This is a genomic window from Dysgonomonas gadei ATCC BAA-286, assembly GCF_000213555.1.
GTDB classification, from domain to species: domain Bacteria; phylum Bacteroidota; class Bacteroidia; order Bacteroidales; family Dysgonomonadaceae; genus Dysgonomonas; species Dysgonomonas gadei.
This window is the reverse complement of sequence record NZ_GL891994.1, coordinates 49,612-76,150: the sequence shown is the minus strand read 5'-3', so window position 1 is coordinate 76,150 and position 26,539 is coordinate 49,612. Positions and strand designations below refer to the sequence as shown.

Below are 26,539 nucleotides of genomic sequence, written 5' to 3'. Positions count from 1 at the left end.
TAAAGGTGAAAAAGGAATAGAAACAGTTATTCAAAATCTCAAACAACCGAAAGATAATCAGCGAAATAACCTTACTGTGGTGGAGAGGTTAAAATAAGAGACTTCATAAAATACATGCTTTTGTTGTACAATTGTTAGACTAGAAAACAATTGTAGAAACAATGAGAGCGACATTAAAAATCTTACTCAGGAACAATTATCAAAGGAAGGTAAACAGCAAGTTTGCATCCGTTATACATCCTATAGGCGATTCACGTTTATAGGATTAAATATATCTGTACATCCCAAACACTGGAACGATAACAAGAAACAGGTCAAAGCTACCGAACCCCACCATATCCGCTACAACCAACTCATCAAGGAACAATACCACAAAGCCGAAAGTATCATACTGGATAACTTTCTAAAACCACTGCCAGTAACCGAATTCATCTCAAAGCTCAAAGACAAGTATTACGGCAATGCCGATTTCTATGTCTTTATCGAACAAGAACTTGAATTAATCAAGTCCGCACCTTCGCCCCGCACAATGGATAACTACCATAACCTGATCAATAAGATGAAGGAGTGGAAACCCACACTTACCTTCGGTGAAATTACATTAGAATACATCCAACGCTTTCACGACTACGAAATCAAAACAGGCAATCTGCTTTCTACCATCTATAAGAAACACGCCAACTTTAAATTTTTGCTAGGCTTGGCACAAAACAAAGAGTATATTGACAAGAACCCTTACGATAAATTCGAGATCAAGAAGATCACAAAAGCCCAGAACAGCGATATCCTGACCGAAGAAGAGCTAAAGAAGCTTTAAACAACCTATGATACAAGTAAATACACCGAAGGTGAAAATGAAGTACTGAGGGACTTCCTCTTTAGCTGTTACACCTCCTTATCGTATGCAGAGTTTTACAATGTCACCTACAGCGATTTAAAGCCTATTACACTAAAGAAAGATAAAGCCGAAGCAACTTACTACCTACTTACCAATGAGCACCAGAAAACAGGCGTTATGTATAAAATCCCTATTGTTTCAAATACTGTAGAACAATTATTAGAAAGAACGATCACAATAAAGACGAAAAATGGTATCCAAACAAAAGAGAAAGAATTCTTCTAAAAGATTTTTTCCCCTCTGACCAATCAACCCACTAACCGATATCTCAAAGAGATCATGAAAGACCTCAAAATCAATAAGACAATGACCTTCCATCGGGCAAGGCATAGTTTCCGAACCATAGCAGCGAAGAAAGGTATCAGAGACAGTATTGCCGAGCGTATAATGGGGCATGCGGAAGGGAACGACATCAAAAATATTTATATGCACTTACACGATGAAGATATTGTACAGGAAATGCTGGATAAGTGGATGGCATAAAAATGGCAGTCAATATAAACATTCTCATAAAACAGTTAAATACAAGATAAAGCCAAATGAAATGAAACTGTTTGTAGAACATTTTGTTAAGGATCTCATGCTCTATAGTTGTTTTACGCTATACTAATCATTTTGCTTACTTAACTAGTGTCACGCTTTTCAATTATTACTTTTATCGGTAATGTGTTCTGTAGGAAATGCGAATTATTTTTTTTCAGAAATGAGTATACCTCAATTTTTACCAAAATCAGATGAAACTCTAAAATTTACAAATAAAATAATTTGAAGAGTGTGCATATGCCTTATAAACAATGTACTATGGGCTTGAGAGTATAACTGTCTTGTATATGTATCCAGATGACTCTAAGCTATTTCTCTATAATTTTAGATCAATTTGATGATTGAGTAATTATGTGTAATTTAATAGCTAATGAAACTTAATATGGGATAAAAACAAACTGAGAGTTTTATACCATTATAAAGTAGGAAACTAGGTGGAATATATAAGTTTAAGCTTAAAAATGGTTTAGCTATAGGTCATTGATTATCTTTTTAAATATTTTTTCAATGTTCTTTTTATTCATTCTATATTGCGAACGCTACAGATTAAAGATGAATAATTATTGTTTTATTTAGAGATAGAACTATTATTTGAATAAAAAAAGATATTTATGAATATGAATGGAAAGGTTCAATTAACAATATACCTTGTTCTGTTTTTTATGTTTTATAACACAATGAATTCTTGTGAAAAAAGAACTTATAGGTGTAATTTTAACAAATGTCACTAATGCATAAGTAATATAATAAATAGCTAAGAACTTAAACTGATTATCTTGCTGTAAGATAAGACTATATCGTTTTTTTAGAGAGATGATGATGGTTAAAAATATATAATGGCCATCCTCTCGTAATCAAATACTTTAAAATATCATGAAATATAACCTGAAAGACATAATATTTCTATTTCTTGTCCGAATTGACACCATCAAGAGGGTTGAAAATCTTTTAACGATATTCTCTCATTTTGAGACAAATGTTCCCGTATTGGAAGCATCTTCATATGATGATGGAATATTGAGAAGGCTTATGTAGATATTGGTTATAATTAATGAGTGAAGGAGACAACAATAATTTCCAACTATAATATTAGAAAACTATAAACATAATTTGGCAAAATGGAATGATGGAGAGTATTATGTAGAAGATGACATAACCTATAAAATAATAAAATGGATTGATAAACAATAATTACGGTATAAATAATCTTCTTTTTTAGTGATAACTATTAGTTAGTATTATAATTTTTTATATACACCTATGCTACTTACCACCTTTCCTCACGAATATCAGATGGATGCCAAAGATTGCGGACCTGCCTGTTTGAAAATCATAGCCAAATACTATGGCAAATACTATTCACTGCAATATCTGCGCGATTTATGCGGCATCACTCGTGAGGGTGTTTCTTTATTGGATATCAGTTATGCTGCTGATAAAATAGGACTACGTAGCATATCCGTTAAAGTTACCATAGACGATTTGGTCGCACGGATTGTATTGCCGGCTATTATCCATTGGGATAATAACCACTTTATCGTTATCTATAAGGCCACCAATAAAAGAATTTATGTCTCTGATCCGGCACGTAGTTTAACTTCCTATGCCCATGAACAGTTTAAAGAAAAATGGTATAAAAACGATGAACCATACGGCATTCTCATGGCTCTGGAACCAATGGCTAATTTTAGACAGATCGAGGCACATGAAAAAATAGAAAGACTAAAAAGCTTCGAAAACCTGTTGGGCTATTTTACGCCCTATAAAAAGGCCTTTGGTATCTTATTTTTAATCATGTTTATAGCTACCATACTGCAAGCCTTCCTGCCCTTCATCTCTAAAGCAGTTATCGATACCGGTATCCGGACACAGGATGTGAATTTTGTATATATGGTATTGGCTGCTAATATTGTATTGCTGTTAAGTATTACCCTGTCCAATGTACTTCGCGACTGGGTGCTGCTACATGTGACCACCCGCGTTAACATCTCCTTAATATCCGACTACCTCATCAAACTGATGAAGCTTCCGGTTTCCTTCTTCGAAAACAAACTGGTAGGGGATATTCTGCAACGCGCTTATGACCATGAACGCATCCGCGCCTTCATTATGAATAACTCGTTAGGGATGGTATTTTCCTCTATCACCTTTGTGATCTTCAGTGCCATTCTGTTGATATTTAACAAGACTATCTTCTTTATATTCTTAGGTGGAAGTGTGTTATATGTATTTTGGGTTTTCATGTTTCTTAAAGTCAGGCGTAAGCTGGACTGGGAGTATTTTGACCTGCTATCCAAAGATCGCAGCTATTGGGTGGAAACTATCGAAAACATCCAGGAGATAAAAATAAATAATTATGAAGATACTAAACGCTGGAAGTGGGAAGCTATTCAGGCACGCCTTTATAAACTGAATGTTAAGATATTGAATATCAATAATGCTCAAATGTTAGGTTCCCAGTTTATAAATAGTATGCAAAATATGGCTGTTACCTTTTTCTGTGCCATTGCTGTTATCAACGGGGATATTACATTCGGTATTATGATATCCACCCAGTTTATAATCGGAATGCTTAATGGCCCAGTAGCCCAATTCGTTGGATTTGTTCAATCGGCTCAATATGCAAAGATCAGTTTTATGCGTATCAATGAGATACACCAGTTACGCGATGAAGACGAAATGGTATCCATATCAGCCAACAGTATGGAATTACCCAGAGATAAAAGCCTTGTTGTTAAAAACCTATCATTCGCCTATTCTGCTCATGCACCGATAGTATTGAAAGGAATCTACCTGACAATTCCTGAAGGAAAAGTTACAGCTATAGTCGGCGATAGTGGCTGCGGTAAATCTACATTATTAAAAATCCTGTTGCGATTGTATCTGCCATCATACGGAGAAGTATGTATCGGGGATATGAATATAAATAACATCAGCCTCAGGCAATGGCGAGCTAAATGCGGAAGTGTCATGCAGGAGGGAAAGGTTTTTAATGATACGATACAAAATAACATCGTATTGAATGAAGAAAAAATAGATTATGAGGCCTTACAAAGGGCAGTGGATATAGCCAATATAGCTAAAGAGATCGAAGCTATGCCGCAGGGGTATCAAACGATGATTGGAGAAATGGGCAGAGGCCTTAGCGGGGGACAGAAACAACGGCTTTTGATAGCGAGAGCCCTGTATAAGAACCCTGACTACCTCTTTCTGGACGAAGCGACCAATGCCTTGGATACCATCAACGAACAAAAGATTGTAACTGCGCTGAACAATGTGTTTAAGAACCGTACAGTGATTGTTATTGCCCATCGGTTAAGTACCATCAGAAAGGCGGATCAGATTGTTGTGATGAAAGCCGGGATGATTGTGGAATTAGGAAACCACAATACACTAATGGAAAGAAAAGGGCATTATCATGAATTAATACAAAGTCAATATGATCTGGAACCTGTTGAAGTTACGACCGAAGTCGAGGGATAATTCAAAACGGAGTGAAGAGGTAAGCGACATTATAGACCGTATGCCTACTGCTTTCAGCAAGTGGGTGGCTGCGGCAATAATAGTCTTTTCTATATTGCTTTTTATTTTTGGATGGCTAATAAAATATCCCGATGTCGTTACAGGACAAATAAAGATAAATTCGAATATGTCCCCTGTTAAATTGCCGGCTCATGTATCGGGTAAAATCAATATTCTGGGATTTAAGGCGCAGGACACTGTAAAAGAAGGAGAATATATTGCAGTTATTCAAAACTCGGCGAATACAGATGATGTACAGAAAATAGCCTCCCTGATGAATCAGTTCGATCCGAACGAATCGGGAACATTTAAACATACAGTAACCCTATTCCCTGAGAAAGTATCTCTGGGAGAACTGAATATGAAATATTACTCGTTTCTGTCTTCGCTGAAAAGTATAATTGATTATTCCGATGACAATGTTTATGAACAGCAGCAAATAAGCCTGGTTGATGGTATCAAGTGGCGAGAAAAAATATTGAATGAAACAAAAAATGCCTTGAGTATATCTACAGAGAATCTGGAGATTTCTGAAAAATGGCTGGATAAATATTCTTCATTAAATAAAGACCTTGTGTCAACATATGAGTTTGAAATAGACAGGAGCCGGATAGAACTCCTTTCAGCCAGACAGAACAATCAAAATCTAGTGAAAGAAATAGCCTCTGTTGAAATGCAGATTACAGAAAGTGAAAACAAGTTGTCCCAACTTTTGGTAGAACGCAGGGAGAAAGAAAGGCAACTCCATCTCGATTTATTTGCATCCTATCATGAACTGAATGACCAGATCAAACAATGGGAACAAACCTATGTGTTAAAAGCTCCGTTTGACGGACAGGTAGAGTTTCTTAAATTCTGGGCTAACGATCAATTTGTCCAGGCCGGAGAAGATGTGTTCGGTATCGTACCAAAAGAAAATTCCATACTTGGCCAAGTCCTGCTTCCTGCGATGGGTGCGGGCAAAGTGAAAACAGGCAGTAATGTGACAATCAAGTTGGATGATTATCCGTATGCAGAGTTCGGATCTATAAAAGGAATAGTGAGGTCTATATCACTCATTACCAATGAATATAAAACTTCACAAAGCAATATCAATACTTATCTTGTAATGGTAGATATGCCGGACGGCCTGATTACAAACTATGGAGATAAGTTGGATTTTAAATACGAAATCGGAGGACAAGCCGATATCATTGTGAAAGATCGTCGGCTGATCGAAAGGTTATTCGATAACATAAAGTTCAATACCAAATAGACCAAGTATATGAAAGTATTTCTTATATTATTAATTGGTATTATAAGTTCTTTTTCCGTTTCTCTTTACTCACAAGAGCACAAAGAATTGGACTTATTTGAATGTATCGAAATTGCGTCTGACAGTTCTTTACAAGCCTTCATTGCTCAGAATTATTACCAATCAGGTTATTGGGAATACCGCTCATACAAGGCCGCTCGTCTGCCGGCATTATCCTTAAAGATGACACCTGTACAATACAACTGGAACATCGTAAAGCGTTATGATTTTCAAGAAAATATAGATGTGTATCGAACTCAACAATCATTCTATTCATCCACAGGATTAACCTTGAGCCAAAATTTTGATCTTACCGGAGGAACTTTCTTCGTTGATTCGGAATTAGGCTATATACGAAATTTTTGGGAAAATACCTATACTCAATTCAACAGCGTACCTGTCCGTGTCGGTTATTCCCAGGCATTATTCGGATTCAACAGCTTTAAATGGGAAAAGAAGATAGAACCTTTGAAATTCGAAAAAGTGAAGAAGCAATTCCTGTACCGCCAACAGGAAATAGCAGAAAGTACCGTACAATACTTCTTTAACTATGCACAGGCAGAAAAAGAGCATGAATTAGCTTTAGAGAACTTACTCTCGGCCGATACTTTATATACTATCGGATTGGAAAGACAAAAAATATCAGCTATATCCGAAGCGGATGTACTGACATTGAAACTGGATAGGATCAATGCACAAAATACGCTCAAAAATGTGGAATTAAACCTGAAAGATGCAAGGTTTGCTTTTATTACATTTTTGAATCTTGATAAGAATAAAGGATACACACTAAAATTACCGGACAGGACAAATGATATACCCGTAATAGTCGATGATGCTCTAATATATGCACAAAATAATAACCCTGACTATCTGGCTTACCAACAAGAAATACTGGAGGTAGAAAGAGAAGTTGACAGGAATCGAAAAGCGGCATTTGGGGCCAGCGTTTCAGCCAGCGTCGGATTTAATCAGGTGGCAGATAATTTCGCAGGAGCATATCGCAGGCCTTTGCAACAGGATATATTTACGGTTAGTTTGTCAATCCCTATCTTGGACTGGGGAGTAAGGAAAGGACGGGTGAATATGGCAAAAAGTAATTTAGGGGTTACCCGGTTTTCCATACAACAAAAAAGACAGAATCTCGAACAGGAGTTAATATCAGCAATTGACAATTTTGATAATCAGAAAGAATTAATATCCTCTGCCAAAGAAGTCCTGTCACTGGCAGACGAGGCTTACAGGATAAATAAAAAACGCTTTATTGTAGGTAAAGCGGATATAAGCACCCTTACCTTATCCTTGAATAGATACAAGGAATCCCAGCGGAATTATCTAAATACACTTAAATATTATTGGTCCGGTTATTTTAAGATAAGGAAGTTGACTCTTTACGATTTTGAGAAACAGAAAGAGATTTCAGCCTTGTTGGAGCAGAAAATGGATATTTTAAAATATTCACCTAAATAGTTTGTAGTAGATAGAATGATAGTCAAAAAGTATAAGTTTTATAAATCTAAACCAAGTGCAATGAAGAGAATTATTTTAATCCTATTATTACTCCCTTTTACTTCGGTTACGTTTGCTCAACGTAACTATGCTCAGGAACTAGTAAATCTTATGCAGCAGGGTAGATGCTTTGATGCAAGAGAATTTCGGATGCAGTACTCGGATAAATTACCATCAAATGATAAAGCTCTTGATTTATTATATAAATTTCATATGGCTCTTTTTTTCAATAAATCTGATAGTGCTGCTATTTATTTGGAAAACGTGTTTTCAAATCGAGATTATGAGCTAAAAATGGGGCCTGGAATTGGTACCTATTATGGAAGATTATTTAAGCTCTATGGAGATGAGCAACGATTTAAAGATGGGATAAATTCTTGTGATAAATTTCTGGATTATTTAAATAGAAATCCATTTGATTTGGAGCCGGACTTTATTCAGAAAGAAATCAATTATGTAGAAAATATAAAGTCTTCTTTCAAGAATAGGGAAATGAATGAACCTCGAATAAGGATAGTAAGAAAGGAGTGTAGTGAGAATGATATTATCGAACTTAATAACAGCAAATATATATATATTGATGCTAGATATAATGATGTTGCAGTCCAGACTTGGTTTGATACAGGAGTTACTGCATATTTTATGATGACACGGAGTCTTGCCGATAAAATTGGAACAAAAAAGTCAGTAAGCGATCAGGATAGTATACAGATGGTAAATGGTAAACCAAGAAAAGTTGTTTTAGAAATAATTGATAGTATAAATTTGAAGAATGTACAACTTTATAATATTCCAGTTTTGGTTTTTGAAGAAAATTTTCATTCCCATTTACCAGCCACATTAGACAATGAAACAAAACTAAATATTGAAAGAATCTTTAGTGATAATCAAATAGTAATGGGACTGCCTGCAATAAAGCGAATCGGGAAGATTGAGCTTGATTGGGAAAAGAGTACAATTTCTTTTCCAAACAACACAGAGCATATGCGATCCAATGATTTTTCTAACATTTTTATAATAAAGGATAATCCATATTTAAAATTGAGAGTCAATGGTTTAAGTTATGTAGGGTACCTAGACTCGGGGGCGGATGATTTTCTAACCTTAACAACCTCATTTTACGAAAAAAATAAAGACAATATAGAAATAGATTCGGTAGAGAATAAAGAACCCCTGCATCATCATACAATGACCGGAAGTACATTCAATATTCCATACGAATATGTAAAAGACGTGAAAATTTATACCAATGGCAGATTAGTAAATTATGATATGGAGCGAGTTATTATAGTGGATAAATTCTCCCACATTAATATTTTTGATGGAGTGGTCGGTCTCAATTTTATTAAAAAACTAGGAAAAAAAATCGTTTTCGATTTTGATAATATGAGAGTGGAAGCTATAAACTAAAATTATAAAAAGAAAGGAGGTGAAATAAAATAATAGCAATTTAATTTATAGAGTTAAATCAAAAAAAAACATTATGAAAAAATTAAAAAGAATTTTATTAGACGACCTAGAACAATTATCAGCAGCCGAAGCAGCTAAATATGTAGGAGGAACAGGAGGAAATCCTCCTTATATACCCCCATTAATAACTTCCTCGAATTATGACTATACTACTTCTTTTCCTCCATTGGGTAGCTCTAGTAGTAGCGGTTGGAGTATGAGTGGTAGCAGTAGCAATAGTGGCTGGAATATAAGTGGCGGCTATAATAGTGGTAGCGGTTGGAGTGTAAGTGGTGGTTATGGAAGTAGCAGCGGCTGGAGTGCAAGCGGTGGCTATAGCAGCAGTAGTGGCTGGAATGTAAGTGGCGGTTACAGTGGCAATAGTGGCTGGAATGCTAGCGGTGGCTATAGCGGCAGTAGTGGCTGGAGTGTGAGCGGTAGCATTAGTAGCAGTGGTGGAGGAAGTGTAACCGTAACGGTTAATTTCTAGTGAATTAATACAGAAAGAAGAATATTCATATCTTCTTTCTGTATTAAATTATTTTTATAGAATGATTATTCATAATACTCTTAACGTGGTGAATTTTGCATATAAGATGAAATATTACGTAATACTAAATATTTAATATGAAAGACGGCTTTTCAGTCATTATGCCCACTTATAATCAGTCCTCCTTTATACGGAGAGCCATTTTGAGCTTATATACGCAAACGTATACAAACTGGGAGCTTATCATTATAAATGATGGCTGTACAGACGAAACGGAACTTTTTATATCTGATTTCTTGGTAAATCCTCAAATAAGATACGTGAAAAATAATAATAATCAAGGACTGGGTTATGCTATCAACCAAGGACTAGACATTGCTGGATATAGTTATATTGCTTATCTTCCATCTGATGATTTTTATGATAGAGATCATCTAGAATCACTTAAGGGAAGATTGGATGAATCTGAAGATATTATACTTGCATTTAGTGGGGTGAGATACGATGAATCCGGGAATCCAGGTTTTCTATTATATAGACAATCTGAAGGTGTAAGGTTAAATTATAATTTGCTTCTTGTGCAAACAGCTCACAAGAACACTAAAGATAGATGGGTAGAAAGGGAAGAATATGTATCTGATGATTTATTTTTTACCTTCTGGAAAAAACTAACAGGCAAGGGAATATTTGTCCCAACTAAAAAAGCGACATGTGAATGGACGAGTCATCCTAATCAACGACATAAAATAACGGGTGAAAAATTTGGCGGAGGACTGAACCGATATAGACATTATTATAAAGTGCAAGAACCCATTATGTACAGAGCCACTAATTATAAGACCATAGATGAAAATTTAATTTACAAGCCCTTTAGGGCTAAGAAGGAGTTATCAGATGGTTATTTAACGATACTTTTAGTCGGAGACCTGGCATATAATTCGGAACGGGTATATGCTTTTGAAGAAGCGGGGCATAAATTGTATGGACTATGGGCTAAACCTGCTTTTTGTTATTCCACAATAGGACCGTTACCTTTTGGCTATGTAGAAGATATCCCGTACGAAAATTGGCAGGAGAGAGTTAAAGGACTAAAGCCTGATGTAATATATGCCCAATTAAGTACAGGAGCTATAGATATAGCTCATGAAGTGATGAAGGCGAATACAGGTATTCCTTTTATCTGGCATTTTAAAGAAAGTCCTCACGAGGCTATGAAATCGGGATTATGGAATAAACTAATTGAGCTTTATACCTATGCTGATGGTAGAATGTACCTCAATGAAGAAGTCAAAGAATGGTTTGAATTATTTGTCCCTTTCCATTCTTTATCTCGTCCTGTATATATCTTAGATCCGGAACTGCCAAAAAGGAATTGTTTCAATGGAGAATTCTCTGAAAAACTATCTGAATCTGATGGAGCGATACATACCGTAAATGTAGGAAGGATAATTGGGCTCACTCCTTCAGATATGCATTTTTTAGCACAGAATAATATTCATGTTCATGTATATAATGAAAATCATATATCTGAAGAGGCAATGTTATCACATTATAGAAACGCTGCTCCTAATCATTTCCATGTAGAACCACATGTTTCTCAATTTGGATGGGTTAAAGAATTTTCAAAATATGATGCAGGATGGTTGCATTCTTTTGATAGTCTCAATTGTAACTCATTGATGAGAGCTAGTTGGGCCGATTTAAATATTCCTGCACGGATAAGTACATTAGCTGCAGCGGGAATTCCAATGATTCAAAAAAATAATCCGGACCATATCGTATCGATGAGAAACTATGTTAAGGATCACAACGTTGGCATATTCTATAAAACCCTTGATGAGTTAGTGATTCAATTGAAAAATAAAAATAAATTAGCTCAAATTGAACGAAATGTACATAGCGAAAGGCTAAAATTTACTTATGATTATCATATACCTTATATCATTGAATTTTTTAGGGAAGTCATAAACAAGACAAAATAATATTTTATGGAAAAAGAGCTGCTGAAAATAGCAAATACACTTCTGCTTTATAGCTATCATATAGAAAATCCGGGATTGTTAAATGGCAGGATGGGAATTGTTCTATATTTATATCAATATGCTCGCTATGCTGGTCGTAAATATTATTGCGATTTTGCAGATGACTTATTAGATAAAGTCCTGGATTCAGTGAATCATAGTTCTCCTGATTTTGAATCTGGGATTTCAGGTATAGGATGGGGAGTAAACTATTTGATAAAGAATAAATATGTAGAAGGAGATGTTAATGATGTACTTTTTGATATAGACAAGAGAGTTTTTTATCAATTGAGTTGTGATCCCTCTGCTTCACTATTGGGACAAGGGATATACTTGTTAGAGAGATTGCCAGATAATGAATCTAACGAGGAATTTGATAAATATATAAACCAGCTTCTGGATTTCTGTTATAAAGGAATTTCTGGATATAAAGGAACAACCTCCCTGTATCATCTTAATTCAATTCTATATTTTTTAGAGAAAATAAGTGTCAAGAAGAATTGTGAGGCTGAAGTGGATCAGATTATGAGATTACTCCCACATGTTTTAAAAAAAATACATAGATATAAGTTATATGATAAAGTAGATCATTATATCTTTCATCGTTTTCAAATAAATCTATCACCACAACTAAAAAAATATTGGAAAGATGTTAGTTTATTGAACTCTGATGAAACAGTCGGCAATCTTGATATAGCGTCAACAATCAAGTTATGGAACTTAGAAAATTTATATTTTGGGATTTCTACTATCAAAGAAATGTCATTTACGGATATATTCAGCTTTGTAAAACAAAAACAAGAAAGTTTAGAGAAAACTGATTTTATACTTTATAAGGGGCTGGCTGGGCTTGGTAGTGTACTATTAACTATCTCTAAAAATGATACTGTGAACTAAACTGTGTCAAGCAAGAATAAATTATTATTTTTACTCACACAGTTTTTATTATGGAAAAAGAGTTTGATTTTGAAAGTATTAAGAAGAAAACCTTAGAACAATTTTAGTCAGGCAAGTCTTTATTTGGTAAGGGCGGAGCTTTTGCTCCCTTATTGGAAAATATCCTGAATGCTGCTCTTGAAGGAGAGATGGATGCTCATCTGGACAAACATGAACGTTTGTCCGGCAATCGTCGCAATGGTCATACCCCCAAGCAAGTCCAAACGCCCCTAGACGAAGTGACCGTACATACACCACGAGACCGGGAATCTACCTTTGAGCCGGAATTTATAAAAAAACGGGAGCGTATTTTAGCCGATGGCGTTGCGGATCATATTATCGGTTTATATGCTATGGGTAACAGTACGCGCCAGATCAGTGAGTGGATGGAGGAGAATTTGGGTAACCGGATATTAGCTGGAACTATCAGTGCCATCACCGACCGGGTTCTGCCCGAGATACAGGCCTGGCGTAGCTGTCCTTTGGATAATGTCTATGCGATCGTCTGGATGGATGCCATCCATTACAAAGTTATGGACGATAAGAACCGGCCGGTAACCAGCGCTATCTACAATATTCTGGGTATAAACAAAGAGGGATATAAGGAACTGTTAGGCACGTATATCGCTAAAAGTGAAGGAGCCAACTTCTGGCTGTCCTGTTTATCCGATCTACAAAGCCGGGGAGTAGAAGATATCCTGATTGCCTGTACAGATAATCTGACTGGCTTTGCCGATGCTATCAAAAGTATTTTCCCTGATACTACCGTTCAGACCTGCATTGTCCATCAAATACGGAACTCTATTAAATATGTAGCCAGTAAAAACCAGAAAGAGTTTATGCGTGATCTTAAACTGGTTTACCGTGCTGTCAGCAAGAACAGGCGGAAGTCGAACTCGATAATCTGGAACTTAAATGGGGTGAGGATTACCCCATCATTATAAAATCATGGCGTAATAACTGGGACCGGCTCTCGGCTTACTTCCAATACCCTGATGGGATCAGAGGGATGATATACACCACCAACACAGTAGAGGGATATCACCGTCAAATAAGGAAGGTTACTAAAAACAAAGGTGTTTTCACCAATGATACCGCTTTGGAAAAGCTCGTTTACCTGGCTACCGTAATATCAAAAAGAAGTGGATAATGCCACTCTGAGAATGGAGCAAAACAGCTCAACAACTGGCTATTATATATCCGGACAGGTTTACATTACTGGATTAATAACAATATCTCCAATATTTTATTAGTTTTGTAAAACCAACAAAACTCAGGATTTACATTACCCATTGTAAGAAATGGACATAAAAAGATCCTAAGTTATTGAGAAGAAAAATTAGCTGACACAGTTAAATTTATATGCCCTTAATTTAATCTGTATACAATTTACCCACAGTTATACATACCGTATTTTATTCATTGTCCTATCTTAAGTTTCGCTAATACCGGCACTTTGGTCGTCCTCACTTCCGTATGCGGCTTATCATTCAGCTGCTCGAAAATAATGATCTTATTCTCTCCTTTCTTAAGCCACACACCCGGGATATAAAGTGTCTGTTGTGGACCCACATACCAGTAACGGCCGATATTCTTTCCATTGATAAAGATAATCCCTTTACCCCAGTCTTCCATATTGATGAAAGTATCGCCGGTCTCTGTCAGATTGAAAGTACCTTTATACAACACAGGTTTACCCGCCAGTGATTTAATCGCTGATTCGTTATTATCATATACACTCGCCTGGTCCATCTTGCTGAAATCAGGAGCTTTATCCATTGGAATCGAAATCATCTGCCAGCCACCTTCGATTTCCATATCATTTATCCTGACAGGACTTATAATCCCTTTTGTATTATGGATAATCTCCGAGCCGTAGTTGATACGTCCCATATTCTCCACCAGTATTTCCAATGTACTGTTAAACGGGACATCAATATCCATTGTGTATTTATTAAAATAGCGGTTCAGCTCCCCGGCCTTTTCATCATTTGTATATACAGTGGCATAGTCACGCAGTCCCTTTATCTCTAATGTCCCGCTTATCGGCTGGTTAAAGTGTTTGCGGTATAAAACATATCCATACCCTTGATTCAGTTGTTCAAAGGTCAGTGGTGTGTTATTTTCTGTTGTCTTAAAGTCCATGCCTTCCAAGGTCGCTACCTTGTCAAGTCTTATAGACGGAATCTCTATCAGGTCAATAGCGGAAGGAGCCTCTGGTAAAGTGTAATCTACATATTTTTGGATAACATTACGCAGTGAATCGAACTTTGGGGTAACCCATCCGGCTTCACTGACCGGTGCATCATAATCATAACTGGTCAGGTCTGGTTGTATATCATGCTTCTTATCATAATTGGCACCACTTGTAAATCCGAAGTTAGTACCACCATGAACCATATAATAGTTGATAGATACATCATTCTGAAGGTATTTCTCTGTCTGGCGGGCAACACTTGTCGCACTTACCTGGGGATGAGGTTCCACCCAGTGTGCAAGCCAGCCCGGATAAAACTCAGCAACCATGTAGGGGCCTTGTCCTCCGTTGTACCGGTTCACCACTTTTTTCAGGTTATCAATATTACTTTCACCGTTTGCAGTAGGAAGAGCACCCGGTACAGCCCCGCCTTCAAACAACCAGCTGCCGTCGGATGTAAAAGAAGGGATATCAAAGCCTGCTGTTTTCAGTTGCTGTACAATCTTCGCGTTATAACGGCGGTGTTCTTCAAGAGGAATATCTTTCCGCTGGGAGACATAGGAACCGAATTCATTTTCGGCCTGTACCATAATAATAGGTCCACCCTTGGTTATTTGCAGGTTACCCACTTCCTGATACAGCCTGTTTATATACAATTGGGTATATTTCAGGAATTGCTCATTGTCGCGTCGCAGTTCCATTTCTTCAACATTCTGGAGCCACCACGGATAGCCCCCGAACTCCCATTCGGCACATACATAAGGACCAGGGCGCAAGATAACCATCAGGCCTTCTTCACCGGCAATCTTTATATATTCTGCCAGGTTCTTATCTTCGGTAAAGTCCCACTTACCCGGTTCGGGTTCATGTGCATTCCAGAATACATATGTGGCTACTGCATTTAGACCCATTGCTTTCAACATTTGCATACGGTGACGCCAGTACTGGTGAGGTATACGGGGATAATGCATCTCTCCCGATATAATGCGGACAGGCTTTCCGTCGTAGACAAAATCCCCGCCTTTTATCTTAAAGGTATGCTTACTCTGGGACTGTATGGTTACAGGAGCCGGTAAAAACAATAGCAATAGCAATAATAGTAAATAGTTTCGCCTTTCCATGATAGTATTTGTTTGAATTTACAGAGATTATATTTTCTTTTCTCATATGCAAAGAGCTTAATTACCCAATATCTGTTTATAAACCTCAGTTGCTGTTTGCAGGAAATCTTCCTTCCGGTTTTTAAGCCGGTAAATCTTATGGTATAAAATATTGTTTTGAGAATGAAAAATAGACTTATTTTTTTGTCAATGTAAAATAATCTATGTCAGGAGCCCAGTTATAGCTATTTCCCATCCGGATTATATTGTATCCGGGTTTTAATTCTACGGGCACTGTTATTCTGGAGTGGTTATCATCTGTACCCAGTTCTTCGAGTATTTGCTTTTGTCCGTTGATTGTCAGTTCCAGTTTGCGGTTATTGCCAAATGAATAAAAAATTGTCATATCATAATGCCCGCCTTCTTTGCTATATACTTCTTTCCATTCGGCATAGTTTTCCGGACTGCCTCCACAGTAACCGACTTTCATTTTTCCTGAAGCTTTTTCATCTGCCGCATACAAGATTCCCTTCGGTGATTTTCCCAGATCGTTGAACAGAGGTAGGTAAGCCCATTCAGCTTCATACAATACAGGCTCTATACGGTTTTGCCCTTCCATACGCAGGATTATAGCGCTACGGGCAGGGAGCTCTTGTTCAAAAGATCCTGAGAAGCTACCCAGATCAGTGTGCTTTACTAAGTCCCTTACCTTTACTTTTCCTTCAAATTCCAATGCTGAAAAGGGTACGGAAAATAAGCAAGGCGTATCAGCGGGATTATAAAGCGCCACAGCACGTGCTTTCCCTCTCTTTTGCTCAATATCTTTTACCAGCACATACCCTTCATTGTCGTGTTGTACGACATATGCTTGCAGCCCGAGCGGATCCTGATTCAAGGCAATAAGTTCCTTATTCGTCAATAATTTCAATGAAGATTCAGGTATCTTTTCCAAATCGCATCCGATAAGTAACGGGGAACTCATAATACACCATAAACCGAAATGGGCTTCTTCTTCGGTCGGGGTAAGCCCTGCCCCTCCTACCATGCTGTTATTCTGAAAGCCGATGACCATCATATCCATGTCGTTATAATGTCCGTTCCCTGCGTAAGCCGACATATAGAGGTTCTTACCTACTACATATTTCAACGAATTCCAATGAGCATTGATATCCCCGCTTATACGCCATGAGTCGGCCACGCCCTTGGCCCATGTGCCTGGAAATGCCCAACGGCAGATATTCAGAGCAATACCTTCCTTTACTTTGTCGATATTGTTACGGATAGATGTATATCTGTCTTTTTCGCTCAATCCTAAATACGAGCCGCCGCAGTAATCTATTTTGATAAAATCGAATCCCCATTCGTTAAAATAAAGTTCGGCATCTTGTAATTCATGTCCGTAAATTCCGGCGCCTACACCGGATTTATCCTGATCTTCCGCTGCCATCGAGCCGCATGTATTATTTCCTGCGTCTGTATAGATCCCGGCTTTCAGTCCAAGATGGTGGACATGATTGACTACGGGTTTCATACCATTGGGAAAGCGCTCCGGATTAGCATGCATTTTTCCCGACTTATCGCGCGCCCCAAAAAATCCGTCATCGATATTCACAAATTTATAACCGGCATCTTTCAATCCTTTTGAAACCAGATAATCAGCCTGCCGTTTAATTATGTCTTCACTTATATTTACGCGGAAGGCATTCCATGAACTCCAGCCCATCAGTGGTGGAGAAAATATTCCTTTTTCCGGTTTCTCAGTGCCAATATTGCCGGATATATTTATTGACAAGCTCTTCCCGGCCATAAATACAGAAAGGAATACCAATACTATTCGTGTTTTCATATTAGAATTTATTTTTATGATGATCAACTATTTACAAATAGATGTCCTTTATGATATTCTAAAAATAAACATTTTATGCATTTTACTTGTAATCTACTTGTAATCAAAGGATTCAAGTTTTTCTGCATATAATATCTATTCATAATTATTTTTTGTAAAGATATTAAATATAATAAAAAGCCAGGATAAATGCACGAAAATTAGTCGCTATAATAAGTAGTTTAATTTATATTTATTAACTGTATATTGTTAAAACCTGACACATCTGACAACTTTTCTTCTATTTCTTACTTGTCATTTTTATATTCGTTAACAGTGTATGGTTGAAAAAGTAACAAAGGTAACATATGTTTCAGCTTTTAGCTGATAGCTATTAGCCGTTAGCTTATGTACAAAACCTGACAAACCTGACGACTTTTTACACAATTTTTATTGTCACTTTTTCTTCTAAAAACTCCGTGCTACTCCGTTTACTCTGTGGTTAAAAATAAAAGGTAACAAAGGTTACACTATTTCATTCATTTGCTAATTTGCTAATCTGCTGATTTACAAATCTGCTGATTCATTTTTTCAAAGAGCTACAAGCTATCAGCTAAAGGCTAACAGCTACATACATAGATAAACTTCCTGCAAAAAAACATATTTCGTGCGATGGCCCGGATAAGAATAAAGGATGCTGCTTATTTGTAGCAGCATCCTCTTCCGTCACAAACTTAAATATTACCAGCCTACCATTCTATAGCCTGATCTTCATCAGGTATCTGAGTATTAATCTTACGTTCAAGAATTAGCGAGCCTGTCACCTTATATACTATATCGACATTTGGAATCATTGTGTAGTCTGTAAACTGATAGTCGATATTGTTAATCGTCACATAACGATGTAAGAGATATGGGCGCACAGCATCCATTACTTCGCTCACCACATAACTGGCATCTTTATTCACAATCAACTGCATATCCGGATTATCAGAAGAAAATGTTACGCCTCCTGACTCATTAAAGGTCGCATAGACTTTATATTTTCCGCGATCTATACGTTCCTCATCTATATTTCCGGCATAGAAGAACAGTGTATGCTCATCAACAACATATGATTGGATTTCAGACTTAACGATAGGTGTCTCATTTTCATATCCGGCCATATTAACTTTCAGGGCCGTACCACTGTATACTCCGGAATAATCATTGAAAGGGATTATACGAAGTAAGGCTTTTTTGTAATTTTTACGTGGATTTGCGATATAATTATAAGAAGGATCGTCTAAAATAGTCAATGGAAGTACCCATTTATCCACCAGATCAATGCCGGTCAGCTTAAAATCAATATTTAGCAAGGACGTGTTTTCCCCTGCCTTTATACCCACACTTTCGGGCATTGAAAAATACTGGTTGGTCAATTCTTTATAGTAGAAATCGGTGCGGCTCTGAAAACGTTCGTAATTCAGGATTCTCAGAGTATCCGGATCCGTTGCTACATGAACAGTCATATCATTATTGTTGCTTGTGGAGCCACTGACTATCAGAGGCAACTGATAAACCACTTTGTCAGTGTCTTTATAGCGAACATAGATAGAGGTTACTCCTCCATCCCCTATGGGAGCCTTGAAAGAAACATAGTGTTCAAATTGCTCATCTTTCCATTCATCGTTGCACGAACTGAGTAATATTATCAGTACAGCGAGCAAGGATGACAAACCATATATCTTTTTCATATATTCATTTATTTTTTTATTAATCATTGTATGTCCATCCGGGGTTCTGCGTAAGGCGGTTGTTGCGTTTCAGCTCAGTGTGGCTGATAGGCCAGAACCACATTTTATTGGCAAAAGTGGTTTTAAGTATCCATACGGCTACTGGTTGATGGAACAAATCCCTGTCATTTTCAGTCATTAATACATTACAACCATATATAGGCAAGGCTTCCTCTACCGGAGCATCCATCCACCGGCGCAGATCGAAGTAGCGCTGTCCCTCACCCATAAGCTCTATAAAACGTTCTCGTTTTATTCTTTTACGCATATCGTCTCTTCCCGATTCCGCATATGCTGTCTCCGGATAGTCCGGTACGCCGGCACGAATACGTACAGGATGGATTCCCCGTTTCATCTGTGTAACGTCCCGGCTGATGGTGTATGCTTCGCCTTTCCACGATGGGATAGTGTACGAGCCTGTCAGTTCGTTTAACGCTTCCGCGTAGATAAGCAGGATATCTGCATAGCGAATGGCGGGTTCCGCTTTATTTACAATCCTGGATGAGCTTCCCCCTTCATACGTATCGCTTGGATGGACAAATTTCATTACGCCGAATCCTGTGCGCAACCAATATGCATTGGTTGAATTGAACCCGTTTCCCTGAGCATTATCACGGTAGTAGAATACCTGTTGGTTACGGTTGCGCTCCTGCGATTCATTCAGTAAAGTCCAGAAAGCGCCGCTATAAGATACCGACGCGTAAAAACGGGGCTCGCGATCAGCGTATTGTAACGATACGCCTTCTCTCAACGGTTTATATTTACCGGCATCGTAATCTTCCTTTGTCACATATCCGGATACGCGGTTGCTACCGTCTCCCCGTCCGATTTCTTTATCTTTGCCAGGAGCATCTGTCCCGTCATTCATATAATAAGCGTCTACCAATTTCTGAGTAAGCCCATGGGTATTCCAGCCTGTGGCGGAACGGGGCAACTGATGTGCTACCATACTCACAATACTTTCACCTCCCTGATTCTGCCCGCGTGTAAATATAAGTTCAGGATTACTCGATGCACTCAACGTTCCGTTGAATACTTCCCTGTACGAACGGTACGGATCTATATTGGCCCAGCCTCCCGGCCAGGTTTTTCCGGAAAAATTACCATCATCCGGCGGAATAATGGTTGCGGGTTCTACATTGTCGCCTGTAGCCCGGAGAGGGGTCCAGTATAAATCATATACCCCCAGTTCGATGACATCTCTGGCCGCGGCTGCCGCTTTAGCCCATTTTTCCTCATTGTAGTCCGGAGACAGTAAAAGCCTGCCTGCATCGTCTTTTAATAATTGAGCCCATCCTGCCGTATTGCCGTTCGCTAACGGGCTGGCTGCATATATCAGTGCCTTGGCACGGGTAGCCAAAGCCGCTCCACAAGTAGGACGCGTTATGACGTCCTGACCTCGTCTCATTCCCAGTTTTTCCATTTCTTTCGCGGCTTGTTCCATCTCGGTAGCGATGTATTCGGCACACTCTTCGTATGTACTGCGAGGAGTCGCTATATTATCATAACTTTCCGTATAGTCGACACCTTCGTCAGGGACAATCGGAATAGGCCCATATTTACGCAGTAGCAGCCAGTACAGGTATGCTCTGGCGAAACGAGCCTGGCCTCTGTAATCTTCTATTTCGTCCCGGCTCATTTCTTCGTTCATATATATATTATGGATAAATGTAGAAGCATTCCGTATTCCTCTATACGATCTAACCCATGAATCCTGCTTGTCTCCTTCACTATACTCTCCCATTTTGAACATATTGTATGACAGTTCGTTTTTGGAAGGGTCGAGGTCGGAGTCGCGGTCGCCATAATACATATCGTCTGCGAAACAGTGCGGTGTATGTCCCTTACTTGCCACATCCGCATTTATATCAGTAAACTCTGAGAATACATGCGCTAACCACTGTTCGGAATAAACTTTGCTCTTAAACACTTTTTCCGTAGTCAGACGATCTTTAAAGTACTGGTCGGAATCCAGATAATCCGAACAGGAGGGAAAAAATCCTATTCCCAGCACCAATAATAGAATATATATTTTCTTTATCATATTGCTTTATTTTATAAGTTAACACTTAAGCCCAATGTAATGGATTTAGCCAATGGATAGTCTTCTCCCCGGGGAGTCGCAAGTTCAGGATCCCACAGCTTGAATTTAGACCAAGTCAAGAGATTAGTACCGACTAAGAATACACGAATGTTGTTACAATGAATCTTATTTGTTAAGTTTTTAGGCAGCGTATACCCTATATCTACCGTTTTCAGGCGGAGATACGCTCCGTTTCGTAACCAGAAAGTCGAGTTCCTGTAGTTATTCGCGTTTCCGCCAAAACTTAAGCGGGGATACGAGGCATTTGGGTTTTCTGTCGAAGGGTCGCCCGAAATATCGGCTGATATCCAGCGGTTAGGTCCCATTACATCTTTTAATACTGTACCCCATTCTCCTTCACTGAAAGCCCATACGGTTTTTCCGTATGTAAAGAATGTCGATTTTCCAGCTCCCTGAAAGTGTACGTTTATATCAAATCCCTTCCAACTGGCGGATATACCCGCACCATAAATAAGATTAGGCCTTTGGGTAGCGCCGATAGCCACCTGGTCTCCGTCATCTATAATACCGTCGCCATTGACGTCTTTATACTTGATATCACCCGGCTGAACAGTACCAAAAGTTTGTGTAGGACTGTTGCGTATATCATCGTAGTCTTTAAAGAGGCCTAAGGAAATCAGCCCTTTAGCCTGGTCTACCCGGTAGCCTTCCTGATTCTGATATGCATATACATTGTTTTCTTCGTCTCTTTCAAGCACTTCATTTTTGCTGTATGTCATATTGCCTCTGACGGTCAGATTCACATCACCCAGTTTCTGCTTGTATTCGATACGCCCGTCAAATCCTCTTGATTTTACAGCCCCGACATTAGCACTCGGTGTACTTTCCAAACCAACCATAGATGGTAAGAAGTTACGCGTCATATAAATTCCCTCACGTTTTTCATCGAAGAAGTCCACATTGGCCTGGAATTTATCTCCGAAAAGCGATAAATCGAAGCCCAGGTTGTTTTTGGTAGCAATTTCCCAGGTGACATACGGCGAAGCAACCTGAGTATACTGCAAGCCTCCGATATAATGGTCGGCGCCGAAATCGGATAATTGATATCCTCCTCCCGGTTCCCATACGTTATCAGCGTTCATCTGCCCTATTTCTGCCATAGAGTATAAATACGGGAAGCGGATATCTCTCCCGGCACTGTCTTTTCCTAAATTGTCGTTACCTACTCTACCCCAGGAATAACGCACTTTGAACATGTTCATCCATTCCAGGTTGTCTTTAATGAATTTTTCCTCAGCTATATTCCAGCCCACCGAGAACGCAGGGAAGAATCCGTATTGCTGACCTACGGCAAAATTCTCCGAGCCGGTATATCCGAAATTGAAATCCGCGAAATAGCGCAAGTTCCAGTTATACGTCGCGCGTCCTGCCAATCCTTGGTTACGTCTTGATACTCCGTTTTTGATATCGGTTCCTAAATCGACGGTTTGAATAAAAGCGTCAGTCGTATATTTAAGAGTTGCACCGAGATTGTGCCCGTTAAATCCGCGATCCCAGTTAAGCATTAAATCGAGGAACTCACGCCGGTTACCGGTCGAATAGCCACTTTGGGTCATTTCACTGGGATCGGAAATATGGGTGAAGACCAATTCGCCCTGAGCGTTGCGGGCGCGTTCGGCTTTCCATTGTTCAGGCCATTTACGGCGATATATATTATTCGAATTCTCTGTATCGAAACCAAAGTGGCCGGTGAAGCGCAATCCCTTGGTTATGAAATCGAAGTTTTGCTCCAGGGAGACATTTGTTTGTATATTGTTTTCCCAGTTTTCATTGAAGCCTGTTTGCGTAGCCATCACCCAGGGATTGGTCAGCCCTCCTGTGCCAACAGCGGGTACATAGCCGTTTGAGTACATAACCGGCGTGCGTATGGGAGAATACCCGAAAAGTGCCGCCCATACATTATTATTTTCATCACCTACTCCCGGGCTGTTCCGTTTCGACAATATTCCCGATACACCGACTTTCAGTACAGTGGACTTAGTGATGTCTATATCCGTATTGAGACGGTAATTCCAGCGCTTGTAATTCGCATTGGTATCATAATCCTCTCTGAGCGCTTTGTCGGTTTTATACATACCCCCTTCGTCCGAATAACTGACGGATACAAAATAGCGGGCCGTAGTACCGCCCCCACTCATATTCATATTAGCCCTGTACGCCATAGCCCCGTCTTTGAGCAGTAAATCTTTCCAGTCTACATTCGGGTACAGGTCGGGGTCGAGTCCTAAACGCAGGATCTCCAGTTCCTCGGGTTGATAGATGGGGGAAAAGTTGCGGGTGATACGGGACTCGTTCAACAGGTTGGCATAGGTGGAGCCATCTACAAAATCAGGCGTAATGGTACGCGTGTTATATGTAGTTTCCACTTTTACGTCGATATTTATTTTGCCCGATTTACCACGTTTGGTGGTAATCAATATAACACCATTGGCTCCTTTGGAGCCATAAATGGCTGTAACGGAGGCGTCTTTCAGTACAGAAAAAGATTCTATATCTTCTATGTTAATATCGTTCAGGTCGCGCTCGAATCCGTCTACAAGCACAAGCGCGCTGCTTCCGCCTCCAAATGTGGAGATTCCCCGTATCCAGAATTCCGATATGTTTTTCCCCGGCTGGCCCGATACCGCCATAGCCATAATACCCGGTACATTACCGGCCAGCGCGTTGGATATACTCGATGTCGGATTTGATTTTAAGTCCTCTACATTAACCGTGGAAACTGCTCCGGTCAGGGTTTGCTTTGTTTGCACACCGGTTCCTGTTACTACAATCTCTTTCAGTACGCTGGATTCAGCTTCTTTCATTGTGATATCGACCACGCGCTGTTCGTTTATCAGCACTTCCTGTTTTTCAAAACCGATGTAAGTAAAAACCAGTTTCTTGTATCTTTCCAGTTTTATTTTATATTTTCCGTCCACATCGGTGATGGTACCCAATCCCGGAGCATCGGCTACGGCGACACTCACGCCAATTAACGGCTCATTACCGGCATCTGTCACCCGCCCTGTCACTTCAATGGTTTCCTGTGCGAAAGCATTAAAGGAAATAGCTATTAATGACATACATATTATTAAAATTTTTTTCATAATCATATGTGTTTCTTCATAAATTAAATTATTCTTCATCCGTTTCTTCCAAGGCAATTTTACGAAGGCGGCGATTTACCTCATCCGCTATGTAAAATGCATGTTCTTCCTCATTATACGCGATTCCTGTCGGTTGATCGAAGCGTGCTTCTTCGCGCAAATCCCCGTCGATATAACCCCACGGGTCGGGATTAATGCTGGAACTACCCCGTCCGGCGAACGTGGAAACAGCACCCTCGGGTGTCAGCTTACGGATGGCTTGATTCTCTTTGTCTGTAAAGTAAAAATCGTATATATCGTTTTTACCGGCTGCCTCATATTCGTCATTTTTCACAAACACTCCCTGATAAGGCGTGTGAAGATGCGTGCTGGTACCTACACCGTCTTCATATCCCCATTCCCTTATAGTACCGCATACGACATAAGGTTGATTGAACTGTTGTTTTTCCCAGTTGTAATCGACACGCAGAATATAATGCTGATTGACTACCACTATATATGCGTAGTTTCCCGTAGGGTGTATAATGATACGGTATTCCCATCCCGGGTCGTGGACGAAAAACAGGGAGACGTAGTCTTTAGGCCCCAATCCTGTGCTGAAATATTTGTTCAGGTCGTAGCGGAAGAATTGTCCTTTTTCGTAACTGTTGAAGTACATTTCGCCATTTACAGGATGAACCGCCACCGTGTTGCATTGCTTGTACCTGGTGATGATGTCTTTATTTACGAAGTTTTGGGCGCGGTCGACCCTGATAACACTCCGGTCGTCTTCACCTCCCCTGTCTTCCGCGATAAGCATATATTGTCCGTCAAGGGTGAAATCAATGGCACGGGGACGGTCGAACCCTCCCTGTCTTTTGGTTATCGTGCTGTCCTGAAAGTTTATAAGGTAAAGACCATCGTTATTATCACATACCATCCACAGATTTTTAGGATTCACCGGGTCGAATTTCAACCACCCTGAGTTTCTGAACCCTGCCGCCATTTTGTTTGGGTCCGGGTCTTTGAACTTCCCGTCTTTCCATCCCTGGTCGTCCCTGTTGGTTCTATACCCGGCCACCGTGGAAACGACCATCTTCCGTTGATACTGGAATATTTCCCCGGCTTCGGCTACGACAGGGTTGTCTCCTTTCCCCACCCATACTTCGATGTTTCCTTTTATCGCTTTTCCGGGAACCAGACAATAAAGGCTTTCACCTTCCACACCTATCACTTTGGCCTCTTTACCGCCAATATATACGCGGATAAGGCTAAGATCATTACCAAAATTTTTTCCATAAATGACCAATCGTTGTCCTATACCTCCTTCTTTAGGAAGAAAATCGGTTACCACTACCGGTTGGGAAGAATCAAAAGGAGGCGCGCTGTTGCTGTTCTCATTGTTATCTTTGCAGCTTGTGAGGCAAAGAAATAGCAGGAGCGGCATTATCCAATAGATCTGCCAACAATCACTTTTCGTGATGTTTTTTGTTTTCATAATTAAAGATCTGATTAAGTTTGATATTTTTCCTGTAATAAATTTCTTCATATCCATAGATATGGCCGGGGTAAGTCATTCCCCTCATTTTGCGGGTCATTGTTTTTTTTTCATATTTTTCTTATTAAGGTTAGAGATTAGATAATTAGGATACTGATAGTGAGTGCTTATTCATATTAGAAATAAAAAACAGAGGCTTGTATACCATTTGTATGGTATACAAGCCTCTGTTTTCAGTTTTTTTCGTATATTTCTGGCTTTCTTAAATAGCCTGAGAGTTGTTAGTATATATGTTTTTCTCTCTCTCTCTCTC

15 protein-coding genes and 1 pseudogene are annotated in these 26,539 nt (G+C 39.1%); 10 read left to right on the top strand and 6 right to left on the bottom strand.

Annotation, left to right across the window (positions count from 1 at the left end; translation table 11 throughout):
- The first annotated feature begins 130 nt into the window (after positions 1-130).
- The 10 genes and pseudogenes from HMPREF9455_RS21910 to HMPREF9455_RS19855 all read left to right on the top strand — a co-directional run bounded on the left by HMPREF9455_RS21910 (position 131) and on the right by HMPREF9455_RS19855 (position 13,889).
- Positions 131-817, top strand: a complete 687-nt coding sequence (locus tag HMPREF9455_RS21910) for a phage integrase SAM-like domain-containing protein (protein ID WP_083820987.1) — start codon at positions 131-133, stop codon at positions 815-817.
- A 309-nt stretch (positions 818-1,126) separates the two neighbouring features.
- Positions 1,127-1,381, top strand: coding sequence for a tyrosine-type recombinase/integrase (locus HMPREF9455_RS19895; RefSeq protein ID WP_317616573.1), 255 nt, complete (start codon positions 1,127-1,129; stop codon positions 1,379-1,381).
- Positions 1,382-2,701: 1,320 nt separating this feature from the next.
- On the top strand, positions 2,702-4,924 hold the full coding sequence (locus tag HMPREF9455_RS19890; protein ID WP_006801560.1) for a peptidase domain-containing ABC transporter: 2,223 nt from the start codon (positions 2,702-2,704) through the stop codon (positions 4,922-4,924).
- Positions 4,881-6,218 carry an HlyD family secretion protein gene (locus tag HMPREF9455_RS19885; protein WP_006801559.1) on the top strand — a complete coding sequence of 446 codons (1,338 nt, stop codon included), beginning with the start codon at positions 4,881-4,883 and terminating at the stop codon, positions 6,216-6,218. Before HMPREF9455_RS19890 ends, HMPREF9455_RS19885 begins: the two co-directional genes overlap by 44 nt.
- A gap of 9 nt (positions 6,219-6,227) precedes the next feature.
- Entirely contained in the window at positions 6,228-7,727 is a 1,500-nt protein-coding gene (locus HMPREF9455_RS19880) for a TolC family protein (protein WP_006801558.1), read from the top strand.
- Between the two features lie 60 nt (positions 7,728-7,787).
- Positions 7,788-9,176 carry a retropepsin-like aspartic protease gene (locus tag HMPREF9455_RS19875; RefSeq protein WP_006801557.1) on the top strand — a complete coding sequence of 463 codons (1,389 nt, stop codon included), beginning with the start codon at positions 7,788-7,790 and terminating at the stop codon, positions 9,174-9,176.
- 73 nt (positions 9,177-9,249) lie between these two features.
- On the top strand, positions 9,250-9,705 hold the full coding sequence (locus HMPREF9455_RS19870; RefSeq protein ID WP_006801556.1) for a hypothetical protein: 456 nt from the start codon (positions 9,250-9,252) through the stop codon (positions 9,703-9,705).
- 137 nt (positions 9,706-9,842) lie between these two features.
- Entirely contained in the window at positions 9,843-11,687 is a 1,845-nt protein-coding gene (locus HMPREF9455_RS19865; protein WP_006801555.1) for a glycosyltransferase family 2 protein, read from the top strand.
- A 6-nt stretch (positions 11,688-11,693) separates the two neighbouring features.
- Positions 11,694-12,623, top strand: a complete 930-nt coding sequence (locus HMPREF9455_RS20875; protein WP_006801554.1) for a lanthionine synthetase LanC family protein — start codon at positions 11,694-11,696, stop codon at positions 12,621-12,623.
- A 50-nt stretch (positions 12,624-12,673) separates the two neighbouring features.
- Positions 12,674-13,889, top strand: a pseudogene (locus HMPREF9455_RS19855) (IS256 family transposase).
- Positions 13,890-14,081: 192 nt separating this feature from the next.
- On the opposite strand, the gene HMPREF9455_RS19850 reads toward HMPREF9455_RS19855, so the two are convergent.
- The 6 genes from HMPREF9455_RS19850 to HMPREF9455_RS19825 all read right to left on the bottom strand — a co-directional run bounded on the left by HMPREF9455_RS19850 (position 14,082) and on the right by HMPREF9455_RS19825 (position 26,226).
- A complete protein-coding gene (locus tag HMPREF9455_RS19850) occupies positions 14,082-15,980 on the bottom strand; it encodes a glycoside hydrolase family 35 protein (protein WP_006801552.1) in 1,899 nt (632 codons plus the stop codon).
- Between the two features lie 175 nt (positions 15,981-16,155).
- Entirely contained in the window at positions 16,156-17,682 is a 1,527-nt protein-coding gene (locus HMPREF9455_RS19845) for an alpha-galactosidase D (RefSeq protein WP_395858113.1), read from the bottom strand.
- Positions 17,683-18,533: 851 nt separating this feature from the next.
- Positions 18,534-19,520 (bottom strand): DUF4973 domain-containing protein, encoded by a 987-nt coding sequence (locus tag HMPREF9455_RS19840; RefSeq protein WP_006801550.1) that lies wholly within the window; start codon positions 19,518-19,520, stop codon positions 18,534-18,536.
- Positions 19,521-19,539: 19 nt separating this feature from the next.
- Positions 19,540-21,603 carry a RagB/SusD family nutrient uptake outer membrane protein gene (locus HMPREF9455_RS19835; RefSeq protein ID WP_006801549.1) on the bottom strand — a complete coding sequence of 688 codons (2,064 nt, stop codon included), beginning with the start codon at positions 21,601-21,603 and terminating at the stop codon, positions 19,540-19,542.
- Positions 21,604-21,614: 11 nt separating this feature from the next.
- The gene (locus HMPREF9455_RS19830; RefSeq protein WP_044216889.1) at positions 21,615-24,749 is read right to left on the bottom strand and encodes a SusC/RagA family TonB-linked outer membrane protein; all 3,135 of its coding nucleotides are present in this window, start codon (positions 24,747-24,749) and stop codon (positions 21,615-21,617) included.
- Positions 24,750-24,777: 28 nt separating this feature from the next.
- Positions 24,778-26,226, bottom strand: a complete 1,449-nt coding sequence (locus HMPREF9455_RS19825) for an IPT/TIG domain-containing protein (RefSeq protein WP_006801547.1) — start codon at positions 26,224-26,226, stop codon at positions 24,778-24,780.
- Positions 26,227-26,539: the final 313 nt, after the last annotated feature.

Coding starts and splice junctions, on each gene's coding strand:
- HMPREF9455_RS19885 (WP_006801559.1), top strand. CDS start 4,881: ATGATCTGGAACCTGTTGAAGTTACGACCGAAGTCGAGGGATAATTCA.
- HMPREF9455_RS19840 (WP_006801550.1), bottom strand. CDS start 19,520: ATGAAAAAGATATATGGTTTGTCATCCTTGCTCGCTGTACTGATAATA.
- HMPREF9455_RS19890 (WP_006801560.1), top strand. CDS start 2,702: ATGCTACTTACCACCTTTCCTCACGAATATCAGATGGATGCCAAAGAT.
- HMPREF9455_RS19880 (WP_006801558.1), top strand. CDS start 6,228: ATGAAAGTATTTCTTATATTATTAATTGGTATTATAAGTTCTTTTTCC.
- HMPREF9455_RS19850 (WP_006801552.1), bottom strand. CDS start 15,980: ATGGAAAGGCGAAACTATTTACTATTATTGCTATTGCTATTGTTTTTA.
- HMPREF9455_RS19870 (WP_006801556.1), top strand. CDS start 9,250: ATGAAAAAATTAAAAAGAATTTTATTAGACGACCTAGAACAATTATCA.
- HMPREF9455_RS19845 (WP_395858113.1), bottom strand. CDS start 17,682: ATGGGCTGGAGTTCATGGAATGCCTTCCGCGTAAATATAAGTGAAGAC.
- HMPREF9455_RS19875 (WP_006801557.1), top strand. CDS start 7,788: ATGAAGAGAATTATTTTAATCCTATTATTACTCCCTTTTACTTCGGTT.
- HMPREF9455_RS19865 (WP_006801555.1), top strand. CDS start 9,843: ATGAAAGACGGCTTTTCAGTCATTATGCCCACTTATAATCAGTCCTCC.
- HMPREF9455_RS19830 (WP_044216889.1), bottom strand. CDS start 24,749: ATGAAAAAAATTTTAATAATATGTATGTCATTAATAGCTATTTCCTTT.
- HMPREF9455_RS19825 (WP_006801547.1), bottom strand. CDS start 26,226: ATGAAAACAAAAAACATCACGAAAAGTGATTGTTGGCAGATCTATTGG.
- HMPREF9455_RS20875 (WP_006801554.1), top strand. CDS start 11,694: ATGGAAAAAGAGCTGCTGAAAATAGCAAATACACTTCTGCTTTATAGC.
- HMPREF9455_RS19835 (WP_006801549.1), bottom strand. CDS start 21,603: ATGATAAAGAAAATATATATTCTATTATTGGTGCTGGGAATAGGATTT.